The organism is Natranaerobius trueperi (genome assembly GCF_002216005.1).
Taxonomy (GTDB): domain Bacteria; phylum Bacillota; class Natranaerobiia; order Natranaerobiales; family Natranaerobiaceae; genus Natranaerobius_A; species Natranaerobius_A trueperi.
This window is the reverse complement of record NZ_NIQC01000030.1, coordinates 1-22652: the sequence shown is the minus strand read 5'-3', so window position 1 is coordinate 22652 and position 22652 is coordinate 1. Positions and strand designations below refer to the sequence as shown.

Annotated in this window: 22 protein-coding genes and 2 pseudogenes; 14 read left to right on the top strand and 10 right to left on the bottom strand. The window is 32.2% G+C overall.

The genetic code is table 11. The annotated features are described in order from the left end of the window. Positions 1–189: 189 nt before the first annotated feature. The 4 genes from CDO51_RS10930 to CDO51_RS10915 form a co-directional block, all read right to left on the bottom strand. Positions 190–2511, bottom strand: a complete 2322-nt coding sequence (locus CDO51_RS10930) for a homocysteine S-methyltransferase family protein (RefSeq protein ID WP_276207034.1) — start codon at positions 2509–2511, stop codon at positions 190–192. Positions 2512–2552: 41 nt separating this feature from the next. Beyond that, on the bottom strand, positions 2553–3452 hold the full coding sequence (locus CDO51_RS10925) for a methylenetetrahydrofolate reductase (protein ID WP_158212434.1): 900 nt from the start codon (positions 3450–3452) through the stop codon (positions 2553–2555). Then, positions 3421–4056, bottom strand: coding sequence for a hypothetical protein (locus tag CDO51_RS10920; protein ID WP_089024297.1), 636 nt, complete (start codon positions 4054–4056; stop codon positions 3421–3423). The genes CDO51_RS10925 and CDO51_RS10920 overlap by 32 nt, the downstream gene beginning before the upstream one ends. 70 nt (positions 4057–4126) lie before the next feature. Continuing rightward, positions 4127–5296 carry a coenzyme F420-0:L-glutamate ligase gene (locus CDO51_RS10915; protein WP_089024296.1) on the bottom strand — a complete coding sequence of 390 codons (1170 nt, stop codon included), beginning with the start codon at positions 5294–5296 and terminating at the stop codon, positions 4127–4129. 904 nt (positions 5297–6200) lie between these two features. Here CDO51_RS10915 and yedF point away from each other — a divergent pair. Next, positions 6201–6545 (top strand): sulfurtransferase-like selenium metabolism protein YedF, encoded by a 345-nt coding sequence (gene yedF / locus CDO51_RS10910; protein ID WP_089024295.1) that lies wholly within the window; start codon positions 6201–6203, stop codon positions 6543–6545. Positions 6546–6969: 424 nt separating this feature from the next. Here the strand turns inward: yedF and CDO51_RS10905 are convergent. Next, a pseudogene (locus tag CDO51_RS10905) lies at positions 6970–7527 on the bottom strand (RNA-guided endonuclease InsQ/TnpB family protein); the annotation flags it as partial. A 294-nt stretch (positions 7528–7821) separates the two neighbouring features. On the opposite strand from CDO51_RS10905, the gene CDO51_RS10900 reads away from it, so the two are divergent. From CDO51_RS10900 to CDO51_RS10870, 8 genes are all read left to right on the top strand, one after another. Continuing rightward, positions 7822–8589: a tryptophan-rich sensory protein gene (locus CDO51_RS10900; protein WP_089024293.1), complete on the top strand. Its 768-nt coding sequence runs from the start codon at positions 7822–7824 to the stop codon at positions 8587–8589. A gap of 80 nt (positions 8590–8669) precedes the next feature. Then, the gene (locus CDO51_RS10895) at positions 8670–9182 is read left to right on the top strand and encodes an adenine phosphoribosyltransferase (RefSeq protein WP_089024292.1); all 513 of its coding nucleotides are present in this window, start codon (positions 8670–8672) and stop codon (positions 9180–9182) included. 376 nt (positions 9183–9558) lie between these two features. Beyond that, entirely contained in the window at positions 9559–9696 is a 138-nt protein-coding gene (locus CDO51_RS13865) for a hypothetical protein (protein ID WP_158212433.1), read from the top strand. 117 nt (positions 9697–9813) lie between these two features. Continuing rightward, complete coding sequence (locus CDO51_RS10890) at positions 9814–11109, top strand: efflux RND transporter periplasmic adaptor subunit (protein ID WP_089024291.1); 1296 nt, start codon at positions 9814–9816, stop codon at positions 11107–11109. Next, positions 11106–14216 carry an efflux RND transporter permease subunit gene (locus tag CDO51_RS10885; protein WP_089024290.1) on the top strand — a complete coding sequence of 1037 codons (3111 nt, stop codon included), beginning with the start codon at positions 11106–11108 and terminating at the stop codon, positions 14214–14216. Before CDO51_RS10890 ends, CDO51_RS10885 begins: the two co-directional genes overlap by 4 nt. A 14-nt stretch (positions 14217–14230) precedes the next feature. Next, positions 14231–14791, top strand: a complete 561-nt coding sequence (locus CDO51_RS10880; protein ID WP_089024289.1) for a TetR/AcrR family transcriptional regulator — start codon at positions 14231–14233, stop codon at positions 14789–14791. A gap of 193 nt (positions 14792–14984) precedes the next feature. Further along, on the top strand, positions 14985–15701 hold the full coding sequence (locus tag CDO51_RS10875) for a cytochrome c biogenesis CcdA family protein (protein WP_158212432.1): 717 nt from the start codon (positions 14985–14987) through the stop codon (positions 15699–15701). A 12-nt stretch (positions 15702–15713) separates the two neighbouring features. Next, positions 15714–16310: a TlpA family protein disulfide reductase gene (locus CDO51_RS10870; RefSeq protein WP_089024287.1), complete on the top strand. Its 597-nt coding sequence runs from the start codon at positions 15714–15716 to the stop codon at positions 16308–16310. A gap of 35 nt (positions 16311–16345) precedes the next feature. Here the strand turns inward: CDO51_RS10870 and CDO51_RS10865 are convergent, their stop codons facing one another. Next, positions 16346–16786: a CBS domain-containing protein gene (locus tag CDO51_RS10865; protein WP_089024286.1), complete on the bottom strand. Its 441-nt coding sequence runs from the start codon at positions 16784–16786 to the stop codon at positions 16346–16348. Between the two features lie 354 nt (positions 16787–17140). Between CDO51_RS10865 and glnA the strand changes: the two genes are divergently transcribed. Next, entirely contained in the window at positions 17141–18475 is a 1335-nt protein-coding gene (glnA, locus tag CDO51_RS10860) for a type I glutamate--ammonia ligase (RefSeq protein ID WP_089024285.1), read from the top strand. A gap of 209 nt (positions 18476–18684) precedes the next feature. Further along, positions 18685–18855 (top strand): hypothetical protein, encoded by a 171-nt coding sequence (locus CDO51_RS10855; RefSeq protein WP_158212431.1) that lies wholly within the window; start codon positions 18685–18687, stop codon positions 18853–18855. Positions 18856–19421: 566 nt separating this feature from the next. On the opposite strand, the gene CDO51_RS14445 is transcribed toward CDO51_RS10855, so the two are convergent. Next, on the bottom strand, positions 19422–19676 hold the full coding sequence (locus CDO51_RS14445; protein ID WP_205842236.1) for a hypothetical protein: 255 nt from the start codon (positions 19674–19676) through the stop codon (positions 19422–19424). Between the two features lie 20 nt (positions 19677–19696). After that, a complete protein-coding gene (locus CDO51_RS14440; RefSeq protein WP_205842235.1) occupies positions 19697–20002 on the bottom strand; it encodes a transposase in 306 nt (101 codons plus the stop codon). Positions 20003–20152: 150 nt separating this feature from the next. On the opposite strand from CDO51_RS14440, the gene CDO51_RS10845 reads away from it, so the two are divergent. Together CDO51_RS10845 and CDO51_RS10840 are read left to right on the top strand one after the other, a co-directional pair. Continuing rightward, positions 20153–20599 (top strand): pyridoxamine 5'-phosphate oxidase family protein, encoded by a 447-nt coding sequence (locus CDO51_RS10845; protein WP_089024283.1) that lies wholly within the window; start codon positions 20153–20155, stop codon positions 20597–20599. Positions 20600–20720: 121 nt separating this feature from the next. After that, positions 20721–21128, top strand: a complete 408-nt coding sequence (locus CDO51_RS10840; RefSeq protein ID WP_089024282.1) for a hypothetical protein — start codon at positions 20721–20723, stop codon at positions 21126–21128. A 165-nt stretch (positions 21129–21293) separates the two neighbouring features. On the opposite strand, the gene CDO51_RS10835 is transcribed toward CDO51_RS10840, so the two are convergent. Then, entirely contained in the window at positions 21294–21566 is a 273-nt protein-coding gene (locus CDO51_RS10835) for a hypothetical protein (RefSeq protein WP_158212430.1), read from the bottom strand. Between the two features lie 13 nt (positions 21567–21579). Here CDO51_RS10835 and CDO51_RS10830 point away from each other — a divergent pair, with 13 nt between their 5' ends. Continuing rightward, positions 21580–21888, top strand: a complete 309-nt coding sequence (locus tag CDO51_RS10830) for a hypothetical protein (protein ID WP_089024280.1) — start codon at positions 21580–21582, stop codon at positions 21886–21888. 170 nt (positions 21889–22058) lie between these two features. Here CDO51_RS10830 and CDO51_RS15510 read toward each other — a convergent pair. Then, positions 22059–22652, bottom strand: a pseudogene (locus tag CDO51_RS15510) (transposase); the annotation flags it as partial.

Genomic DNA, 22652 nt, shown 5'->3' with positions numbered 1-22652 from the left:
CTAGTGAATTCTCTGATAGCCTGGTCTTTCCAATGGATCCACTTTGAGTTTATGTAATTAGGTCGATTTACCTTTTTAACTCTTCAATTATTATCTAAATGTTTCATTTAATAGCTTCAGAAAAGTGTCCACCAAAAGATAAAAACTCTTAGAAAATTTGTTAAAATAGGTGAGTAATAAACTTACCTATTAAACTAGTTTTTCACATTTTTTTAAGGCCTCATATGCATCTTTAGCATATTCATCACACCCAAAATCTCGAGCTAGTTTTGGGTTAAGTGAGGCACCACCACCTATTACTTTAATGTTGATTTTTTCCTTATTTAATAGTTTAGTAACTTCTTCGATTTCTTTAATTGTACTTGTCATCATGGCTGATAATCCTAAGATATCAGGCTTAACTTCTTTAACTTGTTTTACTATCTCTTCAGCAGAAACATCTATTCCTATATCGCATATTTCAAACCCACCGCTCTTTAAAATAGTTCCGACAATTTTTTTCCCAATGTCATGAACATCGCCCTTAACAGTAGCTAGCATTATTGTACCTTTTTTTTCTTGTTCTGTTTTTCCTACTAATTCGTTTAAATAATCAAAAGCTGGTTGTACAGTTTCAGCTGATAAAAGTAATTGGGGGAGATAGATTTTTTTATGGTTATATAAATCGCCAATTTCTTGCATTGCTGTTCCTAGTACGGTCTGACTAACTTCTAGGGGATTCATATCGTGAATCTTATCTTTAACTTCTTTTAAGATTTGATCAGAATTTCCCTTTAAAATATCTTTTACTATTTGATTATTAGTATCTACTGGTTTATCTTCCCAAGTAGTTTCTTTTCCAAGTAACGAAAGTGATTTTTCAATTGATTTAATAACAATTTCATCAGAAGTATCCATTATAGCACTATTCAGACCATTATATATTGCAATAGATACAAAAGTTGAGTTTAGATGAGATCTATCAGGTAAACCATGACTTAAGTTTGAAAGACCTAATGTTGTTTTATAACCCCAATTAGTAACAGTTTTTAAGACTTCTAAAGTAGTTTCAGGAGAGTGATTAGCTCCTACAGGTAATACTAATGGATCTATTAAAATCCGGTCATGTTTGATACAATTTTCCTTTAGATATTCTAACCCTTCTTGTAATTCAAAAAGACGTTCTTTAGCTGTTTTTTTAGGGGTACCAGCCATTGCAAGTAAGACTAATACACCACCATAATCAGTCATTAATTTTATCGCTTTATCTAAATCTTTTTTGTTACAAGATGAAGAATTAATAACAGGTCTTCCAGGATAGACTTCTAATGCTTTTTCTAATAGGTGATGGGTTTGTATATCAAAACAGATAGGTTTACAGCCCATTGAGTCAAGACCATTTACAATCTCCACAATATCGTGCTTTTCTACTTGTTCTTCAATCCCTAGATTCACATCTATAACATCGCTTCCTTCATTCATCTGTTCAAAGGCTTCATCGTAAATACGTGAGAAGTTTTTATTATTAAGTTCTTCTTGAAAGTAATCTTTAGATGCAGGATTAATTCTTTCACCAATTTTTATAAAGTTATCAAAATGAGCTGAAGTAGTCCTTGAGGTTACTAGCATAGTGTTTGCATCATTATGTTTTGTATAGGTTATTTTTTTACAATTTAACTTTTCGCTATATACTTTGACATATTCAGGTGTGGTTCCACAACAACCACCAACTATTGTGACCTTGTCAAAATCTGAAATAGCATCTAAATAGAAGGTGAATTCATGTTCATCTTCAGAATAGCTGAGGTCCATATCAGGATCTCCAGCATTAGGTGAAACACTTAAAGGTTTATTAGAAACCTTTGAAGCCCTTTTAACAATGTCTACCATATCTTTAGATTTAATACCACAATTTAAACCAATTATATTTACATCTAGATCATTCATTAATGCTACATAAGCTTCTACAGTAGTGCCTGTGATCGTTTGCCCATCATCTTCAAAACTCATACTAACGATTACAGGAATAGTTTTATCTATTGATCTTACCCCTAAAATAGCTGCTTTTAATTCTTTGATATCGGTCATTGTTTCAATTTTAATTAGATCTGGTTTAGAGTCAATTAGATAAGTTGCTTGTTCTTTATAAACATCTTTAGCTTCTTCAAAAGAAAGTTCTCCCATAGGTTGAATTAGTCTACCAGTTGAAGAAATATCGCCAACAACCAACACTTCTTTTTGTGAATTTTTAGTAGCTTCCCTGGCTAGTTCAACACCCTTTTTATTGATCTCTTTTACTTTATCTTCTAAACCTGCATCTTTTAACTTTATTCTATTTGCTCCAAAAGTATTTGTTAAAATTAAATTAGCACCAGCAGTTGCATAATCATAGTGGACATTTTTAACAAATTCAGGATCAATTATATTTAATAATTCAGCATTTCCTTCAAAACCTCTTCTCTGAATTTCTGTACCATAAGAGCCATCTAAAAACGTTAGTTTTTTTAAATCATTGTTTTTTAGTTTGCTTATTAGACTGTTAATAGTAAATCCCCTCCTTAAATTTAATCCCTTTAAGTGTTAACTGCTGTCTTGATATCAAGATTGTTTATAATCTTTTTGACAGGATGATATTTATTCATAGTATAAAGGTGTATTCCATCTACTCCTCTTTCAATTAGATCATTTACTTGTCTAATACAAAAATCGATAGTCCTTTTTAGAAATTCTTCTTCATCATCTCTATATTTATCAAGGGTTTGGTGTAATTCTTTATGTAATGTAGCACCAGAAAGCTTTAATATTTTGTCTACAAATTTAGGACTCATTAAAGGCATTACACCTGCGCCGATAGGTGCAGTAACACCATGATTTTTGACTGTTTCAACAAACCGTAGGTATTTATCATTATCAAAGAATAATTGAGTTAAGAAAAATTCAACTCCCATTTCTTCTTTCAATTTCATAACCTCAATATCCTTTCCATCATAATTAGATTCTTGATGTCCTTGTGGATAAGCAGCTCCTCCTATGCAAAAACGTGGGAATTCTTTCTTGATAATTTTGATTAGATCAGTAGCATGAAGAAAATCTTTCCATACCATATCTGCCTTAGAAGGTTCTTTAGGCAGGTCACCCCTTAAAGCTAAGATATTAGCGAAACCATCTTGACCCAAATCTTCGAGGTAAGAATTAATTTCTTGACTCGGGTAACCTATGGAAGTAAAGTGGGGAAGAGCTACCACTCCTTTATCTTTTATATATTTAGAAACCTTAAAGCTTCCCTCACTATCAGTCCCCCCAGCACCATACGTAACACTAATAAAATCTGGATTTAATGTAGTAAGTTTATCAACAGTATTTAAAAGGGTGTCAAAATCCTTTCGTGTTTGATTTTTTTTCCTTTTTGGAGGGAAAATTTCAAATGATAATACAGGTCTATTAGTTTTTGAATAAATGTTTGAGATCTTCATAAAATGATCGCCACCTTTCATTAGTTATTTGTATATTGATTCCGATTAAACAGATTGTACTTTTTTCAGGTAATAATATTCCAGTTCTACTATTAACCGTTATATTTGAAAACTCAAGTTGTCTGTCTAACTTTTTATTGATCAAAATATTAATTTTTCCATACCCAGGTGAGAACCGGTTACTTCTTTTATTACTTTCTAAATGATCATTAGTTAATTTATCTATCTGCTTATTAATAGTTTCAACACATTCAGAAAACCAAGAGTCCATTAAATAACTTTTGTAATAGTCTTCTTTTTGTAATGAGCTTTGTATTAACTCATCGGCTGTTTTTCCTAGAGTTGATGAAAAAACTATAAAATTTTCATAAGAATATATATTTGTAATTTCAGTTGGTATTAATTGCTTAGGAATAAGCTTTATATCAACACTTGGATTAATATTTTCTAAGCATTTAAGTTCTATATGGTAGGTTTTTTGTAAATTATCCTTTTGATAAAAGACTTCTTGTTCTACCTGGTAAGTACGTGAATTTGCTTTAAATCTATCTAAAACTTTACTAAACTGTGGAGTGATACCGTTTTTATTAGTGATATAGATCATGTTTAAACTCCTTTCCACTAGGAAAACTAGCTGATGTTAACCCCCGACCTAACTTTAGCCGGGGGTTAGTTTAGATACTTTTAATTAAAATAAGTGGGGTTCCGGCATCTGCTGAACCACTTACTAAATCAGCTAGACTAGCTAAAATATCTTCAATTTTTCGAGGGGTGGTACCTTCAGTTTCTATTTGATCATTTGTACCTTTTTTAGCCTGAGATTCTTTTTCAATTAACTTTAGTATTTCTTCTTCAGACTTTCCTTGTTTATGATATAGGTCAATTAAAAATTTATATTTTACCCCTTCTCGCATAAGATTTCTAAGTCCAGGTGTAGTACCAAAAGCTGGTTGTGGATCAGCTAGCTCATAGATCCCACTACTAGGGTCTTTATATGCTCCATCACCACTGATTATTATTTCAATCTGTTTACCTGTGGTACCATATATCTCTTTTTGTAGATCACAAGCAAACTCATCAGATTTATAAGGTGCTAATTTTAGCTCATTTTCAGAAGACATGTTGCTTCCTAAAAGTCCCCATTCTGACCAAGCTTTGCGATTACTATCATTAAATAGACCCTGTAAAGTACAAGTCTTAACCTTAGGTGATAGTTTTGCTTGATTTTTATCTCGAGTATGAATATCAGCACAAAGTACACCATCTGGATTATATTCGAGAATATTTATTGGTTCATTTGATATAATTAAGGTGGATTTAGCTCCTTCTTTTTCAATAATATCATTGTAATACTGCATATAGTTAATGTTAGTAATAGGGTGTGTATATTCTTTTTCTAAATCTTCAGGTTTAATTATATCTCTACCATTATTACTAATCTTTTCTGATACTTCTGGGGGAATGAGCTGATTTCCTACTTCATCATTAGGATGAGATAGTTGTAATATAATTTCTCCCCTTGGTACGGCTTTTGCTAGTCCTTTTAAAATTAGAGAGAATCGGTTACGACTAAGTATCGGAAACAATATTCCAAGCTTACTGTCTGGTTTAAGATTAAGTTTTGCTCTAATCTCTTTTGCAACCTCGTCTGTAGTGATGTAATTTTCTTGTGCACGAGCTACTATAGATTCAGTGACACATAACGCATCACCTGTATCTAAAAGCCCATCTTTATTAATTCTTTTAGTTTCTTTTAAGATCATACTTTTTAGATCACATCCAGGTAAAACTACTCCCGTTTTGATTCCGAAAGCACACGGCCCAACATATTCAGGTATTTTCAAATCACATTCCTCCTTAAGAAATTAAGTATCAAAAGTAGTTGATTATTTTCATCTGTTTTAGTTAACTGTCCTTTCTTACAAGTTCTTTACCATCTACCAATACAGTATCAACATTATCTGCTCTTGAAGAACAGAATATATGGGCGATAGAATTATGATTTGCTGTTTTAATATTAATCATTTTCTCATTTCCTCATTTTCAATTAAGATATCTCCATTTAAATATTTGTTGCTAATAGCACGGGGATGTTCTTTCATTTGAGCAATGTATAGTTTTTTAATGAGAGTTTTTATCATTAACATCATCTTTTCTATAATAGTTTAAAAAAACTGTTAATATGCATGTTTAGTTAACTTGCTATACTAACTTTAGTTATTCTAAGAGATCCTTTACTTGTTCTCTTCTGAATCAATACGAATAATTCTATTAGACATATTACCTTGTTGTTTTAGTGAAGTTTAGATACGAGGTCCTGATAAGTGTCATAAAGTGGTTTCCAGTACTTTTATTCACTGGTTTTAGTTCAACGGTTTTACCAAATAGGAAGTTTTCATATTCTTTTTTACTTATATGGATGTAAATTTAAGATAAAATGAATTTGATTATACATTGTATAGCGACTTCATGCTGATAAACTAGATTCCGTTGGTGTAATAGGTGTTGGTCGTACTTTTGCTTTTTCGGGTAAAATTGGTGCAAAATAAGAATAATAAAGATATTAATTTAGGGAAGAATTTTTCGAGATTATGATGGTATTTCCCTGGAAATCATTCAACTAAGAAGTAGTTTATAGTTGAACTCTATAGTTCTTTTGTCTAATATTTATAGAAACTATTTGTAATTACTATATTATATATTAAAATTAGAATATAGAAGCATATTAAGGACTAAGGAGGAGTTTTTATGTCGCAAAATTATATATTACTAATAACATCTGATACTTTAGGTGAAGGAGATAAAGAATTAGGTGTAAAGCTTATGAGTAGTTATTTACATAGTTTAAATGAAACAGAAATTTTACCAACACATATCTTATTTATGAATTCTGGGGTTAAATTAGTTACAAATGAATCGGACTCATTAGAGGAATTAAATATTCTAGAAGAGAAAGGTGTTAAATTGTTAGCTTGTGGCACTTGCCTTAGCTATTATTCTTTAGAAGAAAAAAAAGCTGTAGGTGAGGTTGGAAACATGCATTTAAGTGCAGAACTAATGGTGAAAGCAGATAAAGTTGTAACTTTAAGTTAAGGGCTCATTTGATGGGCCCTCTTTTGTTTATCGAATATAAAGCGAATATAAAGAGTGAATTTCGGAAAAATGAAAGAATTATTTTATTTTAATTTGTTAACTTTCGTTTCACTATAACCTAGGTGATTTAAGTGTGGAGTTAACTTATCATCGATATTATCATCATCAAAGGGTATAGACCTGTGGTATTTCCTTTCACTTCGTTTCTTTCATACTGATATATCTTCTTGCTTGGTTTTTTGTTGACCACTAACTAATTGTTAGAACTCCTCGTTTTGACACTCCCACACGTATGAATGCGTGGGATTTTCGGGTAGCTATGCGTCCTCAATTCATTTCTGCTTTAGACAGCTCCCAAGCTAAGGGTATGCCAGTACCCTTCCTATACCAGTGCATATAGCAGTATAGGCTGATCGACTTTTGCTTACGCTACTCCATCTATCACAGGTGCATGGATGATGTTCATTCCTGCTACCCGATCTCGGTGGGTTTTAAAACCACATGAGCATTGATAGTTTCTGTCTTTTACATGGTTGCGATTTCTACATATAGGACAAGTTTGACTCGTATATTTTGGATCTACATATTCTACTGCTATACCTCTTAGTTTTGCTTTGTACTCAATAAATAATGCTAACCGATAGAATGACCATGTATGTAGGTTCTTTTCGTTTTTACGGCTTGTTCTTGCCGTGTTTCGGATATTTGAAAAATCAACCACTTTACGGCTAATTTTATGATCTTGGTCTTTCATCCATCTTTGTTCTTTGTCATTTAAGGTTTTGCTGGCATTTAACTTCTTGGCTTGACCTAGTTCAGAACGTTTTGACTTATATTTTCTGCGAATATACTTGTTTGGTCTTCCGTTTCCAATGAATTTTGTTTTTCCGGTACTTGTTACCGAAACAGCTGGAGCCTTCAATCCTAGATCTACTCCCATTACTGTATCAGTTTCTTTAGGTTTGGGTTCTGGTACTGTTATATTCTTGTTTCATACGATTTAATTGCATATGTTTCTACTTTATACTACAACTGTATTTTATTAAAAAATAGGCTTTCATCCCACGATTGAAAGCGTGGGATGAAAACCCTAATACTGTAATCAAAATTTCTTTCAAGGGTGATCATTTTCTTATTGATAATCAAAGATGGTCAAAACCTTCGCATATTATGCTAAAGTAGGTCAAAAACTTGTCAAAAATGTTATTTAGCAGGATATTAGTAGATTATTATATAATATATATACAAATACTAATTTTAAAAATGGGGTGAATTTATGGATAGTAAGATACGATCATATATCAATATAGGTTCTTTAATTGTGGTACTTGTAATTAACTACCTTTCAAATACAATACCATTTAATAATCTAACACAAGAAGATATTTCTGATTTATTTCCTGTACTTATTACGCCAGAAGGGTATGTATTTTCTATCTGGGGTTTGATTTATTTGTTATTAATCGGTTTTGTGATCTATCAAGCTTTACCGAAGTATCGAGAACAACCTTTTGTTAGAGCAGTTGGAATTTTATTTGCTCTTACTAGTCTTTTTAATGTAATATGGCTCATTGTATGGCACCATTTACAGATTTTATTATCATTAATAATTCTTGTCTTTTTATTAATCACATTAATCTTGATCTATCAAAAGATATCAAAAACAGAAAGTAAAGCTACAATTTTAGATAAGGTTTTTGTAAAGCTACCATTTAGCCTATATTTAGGATGGATTACAGTTGCAATATTAGCTAATTTCAACATACTTTTAAATGATATTGAAATTCTTGGTACTAGTGGTTTTGGTGCTATATTATTTACAATATTAATGATTGTATTAGGCGGTGTGGTAGCACTTTACGTATTTTATTTAAAACAGGATTATGCTTTTGCTTTAGTATATGTTTGGGCATATATAGGTATAGGAGTAAGACATGGGAGTGATCAATTAGCTATTACGTTAACTGCATGGATGGCTTCAGTAGCGATAATTTTTTATTTAGGCTGGATAAAAGCACGACTAGCAAATACTAAAGATATTTAATTATTCATATAATTTGTAGTGGTGTAGTAATATTAATTTATGTATAATAATGAAGGAGTAAATTTGCGGAGGTGGAAAATTTGAATCTTAGAGAATATATTAGAGACGTTCCAGACTTTCCTAAACAAGGGGTAGTTTTTAAAGATATTACGACTGCTTTAAAAGATCCTGAAGCACTAGCTGAAATTATTATTAATTTATCAGGTCATTTTGAAAGTAAATTACCAGATATAGTTGTAGGGATTGAATCACGTGGTTTTATATTAGGTCCGGCTATAGCAAAAGAGCTTGGTGCTGGATTTGTACCAGCTAGAAAAGAAGGGAAATTACCCGAAAAAACTGAATCAAAAGATTATGACACTGAATATTCTAGAGATACTTTAGAAATTCATCAAGATGCTATTAATGACGGAGAAAGAGTATTGATTGTTGATGATCTATTGGCCACTGGTGGTACTGCAGAAGCTACTGCAAGCATTGTTGAAGCTTTAGGTGGTAAAGTAGTTGGATTTGGATTTATGATTGAATTATCATTTTTGAATGGACGTGAAAAAATAGCTAACTATGACGTGAAAGTATTAGAAACTTATTAAAAAGACATTGATAAAACATAAATATTGTGATACTATAAAATCAAACTGACTGGTCAGTCACCAAGCCACAGAGTACATAAACTGTGGCTGTTTTTTTGAACAAAAATGACTGTCTGGTCAGTCACAGAAATTATTCTGGGGAGGTAATAGATATGAAATTAATGCCGTTACGTATGCAGTAAACGTTGTCATTGATTCTAGTACTATATATGGTTATGAACTCTTTGAGAAGTAAGAATGCAACTTGACCAGTTAGAGTTGGAATGGTAGCAAAAGAACAAGTAATAGTCTAAATAATACTTAGGTAAATATTAAAGAATTAGGAGAAGGTCTCAAAGATTTAGATCGATTTATATGATTAAACTATGGTTTTTATTTGAAATGCCAGACTGAGTTACGTGAGACTGAGCTTATGTATGATCATACTAAAAATAAAATCGATCAATTGTACTTACAAGATAGGCTGCTAGATAAAGGACTTTTAACAGAAGATATTTTAGTAGAATGGATCTAGAGGATGATTTATTAGAAAGAAATGAATATACATAACGAGATGATGATGAATTTAATGATGAAACTTTATTTTAACTGTGATATTAATTACTAGGGTCACAGACGGGAGGGGATAATAATGACAAAAGAAAAGAAGAAAACAAAAATTTTATTTACAAAGCATTATAAAAAGTTAATTACCCTATTAATAATAGCTATATTAGCTTTTACCTATGTTTATTTAGATATGTTTAAAGAGGAAGAAGTAATTATAGAAGATGATCTTTCTCTAGTAGCAAAAAGTACCCCTAAAGTACAAGATATGTCAGCAAGAACTACGATTTTAGGTGAAGTCGATCCTACAGATCAACGGGTTGTTGTACCTGAACTTTCAGGTGAAGTAGAAACAATTTATGTAGAAGAAGGTGATTATGTTAATGAAGGTGATCTTTTAATGCAGCTAGATGCAGGAGATTACCATTTACAATTAGAAGAGGCGATAGCTTCATATGATGGTGCTAAAGCACAGTTAGAAGATGCTAAAAAAGGTGCAAGAAGTGCTGAAAAAATAGAAGCAAAAACCAGTGTAGAGCGTGCTCGTGAAGCTAAAGAACAGATGGAACGTGAACTTGAACGAGTAGAGAACCTACATGAACAGGGGTATGCTTCAGGGCAAGAACTAGAGCAGGTTGAACTACAATATATTAATGCAAAGGAACAACTAGAAGCAGCTAAAGCTTATAAAGATACTGTAGAAAAAGGAGCAAGAGACGAAGAATTAGATGCTTTGAGATCTCAAGTTAGACGAGCTGAAACTGGAGTTGACTTAGCACGACGTATGTTAGATAGAACCCAAATAACAGCTCCAGCTGATGGAGAAATTGCTATGGTTGGAGCTGAAGAAGGTGAACTAGTTGGAACTTCTGAGCCTGCTTTTGTTATGTTAGATACTACTAGCTTTCAAGTTGTAGGAGCACTTCCTGAAGTTTATGTAAATTACGTATTTGAAGGTGATGAAGCAAAGGTTGAAATACCTTCTGCTAATGAGATATCTTTTACCGGAATTATTAATCATGTAGGTCAACTTCCTCCTGAAGATGGATCGGGGTATCCTGTTGAAATTGATTTAGAACCAGAAATAGAAGAAAAAGTTAGAGCTGGTATGTACAGCCAAATAGACTTAACAATCGATAAATCTGAAAATGCTTTATCAGTTCCTAGAGAATCAGTTATAGAGCATAATGATACAAAAGGTGTATATATAGTAGAAGATAATCAAATAAAGTTTGTTGATATTACTACTGGTCTTTCTGAAGATGGTTATATTGAAATTACTTCAGGAGTTTCTAAGGATGATTATGTAGTATTTGAAGGGATGGATAATGTTTATCCGGGTGATGAAGTGGAGACAGTTGAAATGGGGGATAGATCATGAATGTAGCTAAGTTTGGGATTAAAAGACCTATAACTATTCTCATGATAATTACTGCAGTATTGTTAATCGGTTTTATATCAGTGTCAGAGACGCCAATAGATCTATATCCTGATATTGACCTTCCAGCTCTTATGATTAGAACAGAATACGAAGGGGCTGGGCCCGAAAAAGTGGAGAATATGGTAACAAATCATTTGGAAGAAGCTCTTGCGACCGTAGAAGGTATTGATACAATAATGTCTACTTCACGCCCTGGTGAAAGTGAAATTATAGCAAGATTTGACTGGGGAACAGACATGGACTTTGCTTCACTTGAAGCAAGAGAAATGGTTGATATGGTTATGGAACAATTACCAGATGATGTAGGAAACCCAGTTGTTATGCAGCTTGATCCTGATATGCTACCTGTTGTACAGGCTGGAATATATGGTGATCTAAATGATCAAGAAATGACTGAGATGGCTGAAGATATGATACAAAGCCAGATAGAGGGTATAGAAGGAGTTGCGCTTGTAGACGTTAGTGGTGGTGTTGAAAGGGAAATACAAATAAAAGTTGATCCATATAAATTATCATCTTATGGAATTTCGATTGAAGACCTTGGTGAGTTGATATATGCTTCAAATGTTGATATGTCTGGTGGAGATGTACTAGACGGGGGAAGAGAGTATTTAATTGAAGTTGAAGGTGAGCTTGACTCAGTAGAGGAATTAGAAGATCTAATAATTGGTGAAGACGGGAAAACTCCTGTAAGGCTAGGTGAAGTAGCGGAAGTTAACGATGTATTAGAACAACAAGAACCAATTACAAGACTAAATGAAGAATCTACTGTTTCTCTAGGTGTAAGAAAAGAAAGTGAAGCTAATACAGTACAAGTGGCTAATGAAGTAAAAGAAGAGTTTGATCAGTTAGAAGAAGAACTACCAGGTAATATTAAATTCGATATAGCTATGGACCAAAGTGAATTTATTGAAAGAAGTATCAGTAACTTGATTAATATGGGTCTTTCAGGTGCTGTGATCGCCATGTTCATGTTATGGTTGTTTTTAGGTAATCTACGCTCAACTATAATAATTGGAATAGCTATTCCAGTGTCTATAATTGGTACATTTAATCTCTTGTATTTTCGAGATTATACATTAAACTTTATTACTCTTGGTGGGCTTGCCTTAGGTATTGGAATGATGGTAGATAGTGCAATAGTTGTCCTAGAAAATATCTTTAGAAAAAGAGAAGAGGGGTATACCCCTGTAGATTCTGCGGTTTTAGGTAGTAAAGAAGTTACAGGAGCTATAATAGCTGCAACGATAACAAGTGTTAGTGCATTTTTACCAATAGTCTTTGTAGAAGGGATATCTTCAATTTTATTCGCCCCTTTAGCCTGGACAGTAACCTTTGCTTTAGTAGCTTCATTAATTGTGGCAGCAGGTGTTATTCCTTTAATGACAGTTAAGTTTATTGGACCAGATGTAGATGTAACAGAAAGAACTAGTAAGATTCCTAAAAAATTCGATGTTTTCATTGAGTTTATAACTTCACAATATGAAAAAATAATTAAATGGGGGCTTTCAAATCGTAAAATTATTGGGATGATATTTATAGCTGTGTTACTATCTACAGTTTTTATTGTACCTTTAGTGGGTTTTGAATTCTTACCGCCTATGGATACTGGTGAAATAACGGTTAATATAGAGACGCCGGTAGGTTCTCCTACTTCATATACAGATGAAGTGGTGAGAGATTTTGAAGAGATGTTAACTGATATACCAGAAGTTGAAACTGTTTTTTCTAATATCGGAGATGGTGGAGTATTAGCAGATTCCGGATCTAATATTGGAAGAATAGATGTACTTTTAGAAGATGAAGGTGATAGGGAACGAGAAGTTTTTGATGTGGCTGAAGAAATTAGAAAAGGCCACCCACAAGTACCTGGTGTAAGTGTTACAGTTGTAGAACAAGATCTGTCTGGTGGAGCAGTGGGGCTTGATGATGATATTCAAATATCTATTCGAGGAGACGATACCAAAGTTTTAGAAGATCTGACATCAGAACTTGCTGATATTGTTGATGAAGTACCTGGTACAAGAGAAGTATCTACAAGTTTTGATGATCTAGCACCACAATTAAGTGCTAAAATGAATAGAGACCAGGCCTTTACGTATGGTCTTACACCTTATCATGTGGGTTCATTTCTTAATATTGCTTTAGACGGACAGTTAGTCTCTTTATATGAAGAAGATGGGGAAGAGTATGATATACAACTTATGATGGAACATCCCCGTGGCTGGGATTTAACTACTCTAGAATCATTGTTAATTCAAACACCAAAAGAAGAGTTAGTACCATTACATGAAATAACGGATTTAGAAATAGGTGAAGCACCAAGAGATATAAAAAGAGAAAATCAAGTAAGGGCAGGGACCATATCAGGACAAGTAGCAGATAGGGACTTAGGAAGTGTTATGAATGATATTCAAGATGAACTAGAAGACAAAGATCTACCATCAGGTTATTTTATAGAGTATCGGGGTATCTATAGAGATATGATGGAAGCTTTTGATGAGTTAACTATGGCCCTTGTTTTAGCTGTGGTCTTAGTATATATGGTGATGGCTGCACAATTTGAGTCACTGTTGTATCCTTTTATTATTATGTTTACCTTACCACAAACAATGATAGGTGTTGTGTTAGCGCTGTTGATAAGTGGCCGTACTTTTAGTATTGTTGCGTTTATTGGTGTAATTATGCTTGCAGGAATTGTAGTTAATAATGGAATAGTCATGGTAGATTATATAAATTTATTATATCGAGAACGTAACTATTCTCGTTATGATGCTGTACTAGAAGCGGGTAAGAAAAGATTACGTCCAATCTTAATGACTACTTCAACTACCATTCTAGGGATGCTACCCCTTGCCTTAGGTATTGGTGAAGGAGCTGAAACTAGTGCTCCAATGGCAACTGTAACTGTTGGAGGATTAGCAGTTTCTACTTTATTAACCTTGATAGTGATCCCTGTGATCTATACAATATTAGATGACTTTGGTAATTGGTTTGGAAGTAAGTTTAGTAATAAAACAGAAACAGTTAGTGAACAAAGTGGGTAAAGGAGTGCTGTTACATGAAAAAACAACAGATAATTGAGGCTGCCACTAAAGTATTTGGAATCAAAGGTTATCAAGATACTAAAATTGAAGAAGTGGCGAAGGAAGCAGAAGTAGCTAAAGGATCAGTTTATCTTTATTTTAAAAGTAAGGAAGATTTATTTGTAGAAATGATAAAAGATGGAGTTACAAAATATAAGGATTTAAAGGTTTCTGTTTTAGATAAAGATCTACCTTTGATTGATAAATTAAGATTATTACTAAAAGAAGAAACTAAGTTTTTGTGGGCCAACCAAGAAATTGCTAGGTTTTTGGTTAGCTCAGATGTAGTGACACAAAAAACACTCTTTGATTGGTTATTACAAGTCAGAGAAATCTTTGTAGATAAATTTAAAGCAGAGTTTCAAAAAGGTATAGAACGAGGTGAAGTTGAGCCTGGTGATCCAACCTTATATACTCGAATCTTTAGAGGTGTAGAACATCAAGTGATCTGTTATTATATCTTAATAGATGGTAAAAAGCCAGATGATGAGCTAATTGAAAACTCTTTATATGTACTAACAAAAGGATTTTTTTAAAGATAAGTCATAATCCTGAAAGTAGCAGTTCTAAACTGCTACTTTTCTTATGTCTTTTGTCGGGACATAACTTATTTTTAAAATTATTTACTTGTTTGGATCAAGTATATATGGTACATTGACAGTTAAAATAAATTAATGTAAAATACTTATACCCTGGCGGGGTAAACAAAAAATGAGAGGTGGGTTAATTATGGTAGGTGATTCTGTATCTATTTCAGTCGCTTTTTTGGCTGGATTTTTGTTTTTCTTTAGTCCTTGTGTTTGGCCCTTATACCCTGCCTATATTTCGTATATTACTGGAACTTCTTTTAGTGAAATGAAACAAGATCGTCCACAAAGTGGTTTATTAATTAATGCACTAGGTTTTGTTTTAGGGTTTACAATTATATTTGTGTTGTTAGGGGCAACAGCTACTACTATTGGACAATTATTGAATAGACCTGCTACCCAGGACATTATTCGTGTAGTTGCTGGAGGCTTAGTTATATTTTTCGGTTTGCAGTTAGGTGGATTTTTGAAACTTCCAATGTTAAATAGGACATATAAAATGAATTTTATTCCTAAAAAACCTGGATTTTTTTCATCTACACTTTTTGGATCCACTTTTGCGTTTGCATGGACACCATGTGCTACAGCAATATTAGGCAGCATTTTAATGTTAGCTGGTAGTTCTAAAACTGTTTATCAGGGAATGGGATTATTAGGAACTTTTTCATTAGGTTTTTCAATACCTTTTTTACTTTTAGCTTTTTTCTTAAAACAACTTTACCCTAAACTAAATAGATGTAATAAATACTTACCTAAAATAAATTTCGTAAGTGGTGGTATTTTAATTTTAGTTGGTTTACTTATATTATTTGATAAATTTGCTGATATAAGTTTGTGGTTGTTTAATCTTGTGAATTAAAGGAGGTTCATAATGCTTTCAAAGAAAATTTTCACTTTATTTGTAATGTTACTTACTAGTTTATTAGTAACAGGCTGTAATCCTGTAGAACTATTAGAAGAAAATGATAATAGTCAAGAAAAAATAGAGATTAATGAAATTGAAAGTGAAGATATAGATGAAAAACCTCAAGAAAATTTTATAAAAAATGAAGACCCAGATGTAGAGATAACTAACCATGATGTAAAAGAATTATCAGGGAAAAAGATCTCGTTTCCGGAAGATATTGAAGGAAATGCTATAGTTAAGTTTTGGCAAAGAAGTTGTCCAATCTGTTTAGAAGAAATGGATGATATACAAGAGTTATTTCAAAGGTTAGATAATGAACCAAATAAGAATATATATACTGTTAATGTGCAAGAAGATCCTGATGAAATTAAGTCGTTTATGGAACAAGAAGGGTATGACTTTCCGGTACTATTTGATGTTGACGCTAAAATGGCTCAAGATTATTTTGTAACTGCTTTTCCTATGACTTTTGTAGTAGATAATGAAAAAAATGTTCATATGAGTGTTATCGGTCCACAAGATAAATCTCAGATGCTTAATTTATTAGAAGATGTTGAATAGTAAAACCGTGGCAAACGCCACGGTTTTACTGTTTTTTATGAAGGTTGTTTTTCTCTACTTTTAAATATTTCTTCATAACAATAATGGATAATATCTCCTCGTTTGACGATCCCTATAAAATACTGTTGATCATCAACTACTGGAACAAAATTTTGTTCCCCAGCTAGTAAAACTAGCTCTTCTATTGAAACATTTATTGAAACTGTATAGTTCTTCATATTCTTAGGAACCTCTGATAGGTTAATGTTATTTGTGTCTTGAAAACTAAGGTTATCATTTTTAATTTTCCAGAGTAAATCACCTTCTGTAATTGTTGATACATATCGACCGTTATTATCAAGAATAGGTATTGCTGTATAACGGTGATATTCCATTCTTTCTAATGCCTGGCGCATAGTTGAGTTCTCATGCTCATAAATAACTTCACTTTTAGGAACAAGAAAAAACGCAACTATCGGCTGATCAGGCTTTGTCATTACTTATCACCTACTTTTAAATTTTTACGTTCATTCATCGACCATTAATATTATACTACAAAAATGGAAATTATGTAATCTGATCAATTACAATATATTATTGTGAGCTTTTATGACTAAAATATCACTTGTAAATTCAGGAAAATACTAGATGATGCTCTTTCTATGGCCCATATTTATGTATGGTGGTGTAATTGTGAAAATCGTATAGTAGTATCTTGAAATACATATGTAAATGCTCTAAAAGAAACTATATCGTATGAGAGACCTTTACTAACAACTTGACATTAAAGTTCTGTATGATAAAATTTACCACCAAAATAACATGGAAAAATAGGCGGCGTTATTTAATTCATGAGTCAACTTACAAAAGAAGACCTGAAAAAGAAAATTCAAGATTTAAACATTGAATTTATTAGGCTACAATTTACAGATGTTTTTGGGGCGATGAAAAGTGTATCAGTAACTAGTGATGAGCTAGATTCTGCGATGGCAGGAGAGCTTATGTTTGATGGTTCATCCATTGATGGTTTTGCAAGAGTTGAAGAATCTGATCAAGTTTTAATACCAGATACTTCTACTTTTAATGTTATGCCATGGAGACCATCGGATAAAGGAGTAGCTAGTCTTGTATGCGATGTTTATAATCCTGATGGTACGCCTTTTGAAGGATGTCCGAGAAATATTCTAAAAAGTGCTTTAAAAGAATGTCAAGATATGGGTTATAGATTTAATGTTGGTCCAGAAGGTGAATTCTTCTTATTTCATACTGATGAAAAAGGACGACCGGTTTTTGATATTCATGATACAGCTGGGTATTTTGACTTAGCTCCTTATGATATGGGGGAAGATGCTAGAAGAAACATAATTCTCACTATGAAAAAAATGGGCTTTAAGATTGAAGCTTCACATCATGAAGTTGCCCCTGGTCAACATGAGATAGATTTTAAGTATGATGAAGCTTTAAGAACTGCAGATAATTGGATGACTTTTAAAGATATTGTTAAGAATGTAGCTAATAATTTTGGATTATATGCAACATTTTTACCTAAACCATTTTCTAGTGAAAATGGAAATGCAATGCACTGTAATCAATCACTATATACAAATGGAAGTAATGCATTTTATGATCCTAATAATAAAGAAAACAAATTAAGTGATATAGCCTATTATTATATTGGTGGACTTTTAAATCATGCTAAAGGGATGACATTAATTTCTAATCCAATTATTAATAGTTATAAAAGGCTGTTGCCTGGATATGAAGCACCTACAACAGTTGCTTGGTCAACTAAAAATCGTACAACTTTAGTTCGAGTACCAGCTTCAAGAGGTAAAAGTACTAGAGTTGAATTAAGAAATCCAGATCCGATTGCAAATCCTTATTTAGTTTTTGCTGTAATGTTAAAAGCTGGGTTAGAAGGTGTTAAAAATAAAATAAAACCACCTTCTGAAATAGAAAAGAATATTTTTGATATGTCTAGTAAAGAGCGTAATAAACTTCATGTAGATAAATTACCAAGAGATCTCTATGAAGCGATAGAAGAGATGGAAAAAGATAGCTTAGTAAAAGAGGCCTTAGGTGAGCATGTCTTTAATTTATTTATAAAAGCTAAACGAAAAGAATGGAATGATTATGCGAGACATGTACATAAATGGGAGATCGACAATTATTTAGCTAAATATTAATTATTTAAAGATACTGCAATTTTTGCAGTATCTTTTTTTAAAGTTGTAATTCTTTAAAGTGTTATGTAACAAAAATAGGTAAATGGAGGTATATGGAATTGTTTATAGAATAAATGTATTATAGAATCTTAAGATTTGAGATATGGGGTGTTTTGGTGCAATTTAATCTAGTGAATAAGCTGATGTATTTAATCTTGATCTTTACGTTTATGAACTTTGAGATTAATCATGTACTAGCTACTAATGGTGAAGTGAATGAGGATGTTAGTGGACTACCCATGTATATAATTTTAGGGGCTTTTTTAGTTTTTACAATACTAGGGAGATATTTGTTTTTAAAAAATAAAAAAGATAACCAGGGAAAAATCAAATCTCTTTGAATTTTAAAGTCTAAGGTAAAAGATGAAACACTCCTCAAGTTAATAATTTAAGCAGCAATCCAACGGATTGATCTGATCTTTTCATAGAATGCAGATCTACAAGCAATTAAAGCAACAATATTTTGAGCAATAGCAGATAACGCAAATTAAGAAAAAACACTATGAAAATTTCTAACGTTTAGTTGCCTTAGATTAAGTGGTAATTTAAGTCTAGAGATAATGTTCTGACACTACCCTTTTCTTGTACACCCTTTTCCAAAGTTTAGAACTCTTGGAATAGGAGTATGAAAACGATAATTGTCTTTAGGATAGGTGTAAATTACCCGTCCATACTTTGACTCAGTACATGGACTAGAACATTTACTATAACGTTTAGTCCCTTGCTTTCTATTTAAAGGGCAAACCCATTTGATTCTTTTGCGTGAATTACAATAACCATCATATTTGAAAGTAAGGCTACTATCTTTAGGGCAAACAGGAATACCATTTTCATTAAAATTTTCACCTAGTTTTTTAGAATTTCTACGATTTTTACTAAATTACTGGCTTTAAAGAACATTCTTCTATCAAGAAGCGATAATTTTCAGTACTATCAAAGCCGGCATCAGCTGTAAAAATATTGTTCTTTGAATATCATGACGTTTCTTAAAGCTATTCATTATAGGTTTTAAAGTAGTAGAATCTTTTTGACCCTCAAAAAGTTCAATATCTCTAATAACACCAAACCCACCTGTCAATACAGCACCAGTAAAAGCGTAAGCAAAATGACCATTGGTGTAAGAAAGTTTAGCCTTGGGCTCAACTTTAGAACGTTTAGGCATTTTACTAATATTTTTGGCAATTAATTCATGTTCAGGTCTTTTAGTAGTTCCCTTCTCGACCTTTCTTTTAAGAGAAAAGAAATATTTAGGATTGTTCTCTTTAACAGGGGTCTCGGTATGGAAACAAGCTTTTGAATTATTAAAGCAGAAAGCATAGATTCAATAGAGTAAGGCGGTCGTCCTGTTTGATTGTAATAACGATCTCTTACATGCTGAGGAATAATTTCAGCAAAATCTATGTAATCAGAAAGTTTCTTGAGTTTCGAATGAGAATCTAACTTTTGAAACTCATCAGAGTAATCAAAGAAAGAAATTTGATCTTTCACAGGATCACCTCCCAAGAAATATTCCTAATGAATATTTCAATATGAAGTGGAGGGGTTCCTGTTGAAATACCCTGTAAAATCCTCTTATGGCAGACTTTTTGAGTTTTGCAGGGAGCTAAAATAATATTTTAACTAGGGAGGGATACTTATATGTCACATATTTTAGGATCCAAATTAACAGAAGAACACAAGAAATTATTTAATGAAAAAGAGGTTACAGCCGTTGTAGCAACTGTATCAGAAAATGGATATCCAAACGCTGCACCTATGGCACTATTTTATGCACCAGATAGTAAAATACTTAGGATGAGTATCGGATCAATGCATGAAACTTATAAAAATATCAAACAAAATGGCAAAGTAGTCGTAAGTGTTATGGAAGATGATGATATTGCCTTTAGTGTAAAGGGTGAGTGTGATATTATCAAAGAAAAGTCTGATGTCAATGATGGTATGGCAGTAATAGAAATGAAAGTCGATGAAGTTAAAAAAGATACTAGTCCGGTTGCGAGAATTACTGGAGGAGTTGAAATTGAGCCTAGAAATGAAAAAAGTGTTAATTTCTTAAAAGGATTAGCTGAAGAATTACGAGGTTAAGAAAAAAAGCTGGCATAATGCCAGCTTTTTTTACTATTAACCAAAAGTTAACAATATAAAAAAAGATTAAAATTTGGTAGAATAAATTAGAAACACTAGCTAAATTGGAGGGGAGATATTAGTGAAAACAATAAAAAAGTCTTTTTTATTACTTTTTGTATCTTTGTTAGCTATCATGATAATTGGTTGTCAACCAAGTCAAAATGTAGAACTTACAGAAGAAGAATTAGATGATAAGCTTGAAGATAAATATCAAAAAGGAATAGAAGAAGGAGAAAAAATTGGATATAAAACAGGGTATGAAGACGCTTTGGAAAAAACATTAGGTGGATGGTTTAATGATCATTTTGAAACTGGATATTACATAGTAAAAATAAAAGCAGATGATCATACAAAAAGATATAAACAGCTACGAGATGATAATGAAATGGATATTGAAAACACTTGGTTTATACACAGTAGAACTGAAATGATTTCTAATACGAAGTACGAAGTAGATGAAGACGGAACAGTTTGGGGACATGAATAGAGAACTTATAGGGTTCTCTATTTTTATATTATTGTAAAACTGATAGCTAATAATATAAGTAGATAAGCAGCAATTAAATCTGCCCGTTTTAAAATTGGTTGTAATACATAACCGAAATTTGAACCTACAATTATGAATAGAAAACTTGTTAAGAACGCTAGAAAGCTAGTTATAATTAGAGGCATTTGCATCATACCGGCAGAAATATCTAACAAAAAATGAATCAATAGCAAGAGTAACACCTAATAAAATACCTGTTGAAATAGTTAACTCTTTAGTATGGTTTTGTGTGTTTTTATCTTCATTAAAAATGAAAAATAATCCTAAAAAAAATAACACTAAAGCTCCAATGTACTCATATAATTTTATAGGTGTAATATAAACAAATTGCTCACCTAGAAAGATACCTAGTCCCATAGAAAGCCCTGAAATAATCATTACAAGTATCGAAATGGGTCATACAGTAAAAGAAGATCCAATCCAATGGAACTATGATTTTGATCACTTTACCTATAGACTTGGTAGTGCATCAGGAGAAAGTATTCTTTATATTGATAGTATAATAGATGGTGAAAATTTAGATACCATTGATGGAGAAAGTCTAGGTTATGAAGATGAACTTATAACTTTTAAAGAAGTTAAATGGGTTGAAGATGAAAACTTATTAGAGTTTACTTCTACAAAGGTAGAAGGTGAGGATACTTCAAAAATAGATTGGGTATATGATTTAAAAGAAGAAAGTTCTGAACAAGTAGAATAACTTATGAGTCTGTCAAGTAATTGGTGTAAACATTCCGATAATGACCTATAAGAATAACTTAATTACAGGATAAAATCATGGGTAAATCGAGGGAGTTCCTTAGATAAGGGGATCATCTCCCTCGATTTATCATTTTTGTTGTTATATAGTAACTAGTGAGTAAAGAACTCCTAGTGAAAAACTGCCCGAGGAAAAATTTTCTTATATCGTCCTTCGAAATAAATGCTTAGTTGTCCCAGTATCTGAGCCCAATTTTTTGTTCTCATAGTCCATTTTTTAGTGATATCCATAGTCGCAAGATAAAGCATTTTTAATAATGATTCATCTGTCGGAAAGATGCTCTTTGATTTAGTCACTTTTCTCAATTGACGGTTTTAGCTTTCCATAGAATTATTAGTATAAATTAATTTTCTAACTTCTTCGGGATTTTAAACATAGCAGAGAGCTTGTCCCAATTATCTTTCCAAGATCTAATTGAGATTTTATATTTACTTCCCCATTTTTCTTCAAGGTTATCTAGCTAGCATGTATTGCATCTGAAAAACCTTTCAACCCATCTATTGATACAATTAAAATATCTTCTACTCCTCGGTTCTTTAATTCATTAATAATCTTTAACCAGTACTTAGAACTTTCATTTTCTCCTATCCAAATACCTAAGACATCTTTCATACCATCTAAATCAATCCCAATAGCCATATATGCTGCTTTATTCACTATTCGTCCATCTTGTCTCACTTTGTAGTGAACGGCATCCATGACTA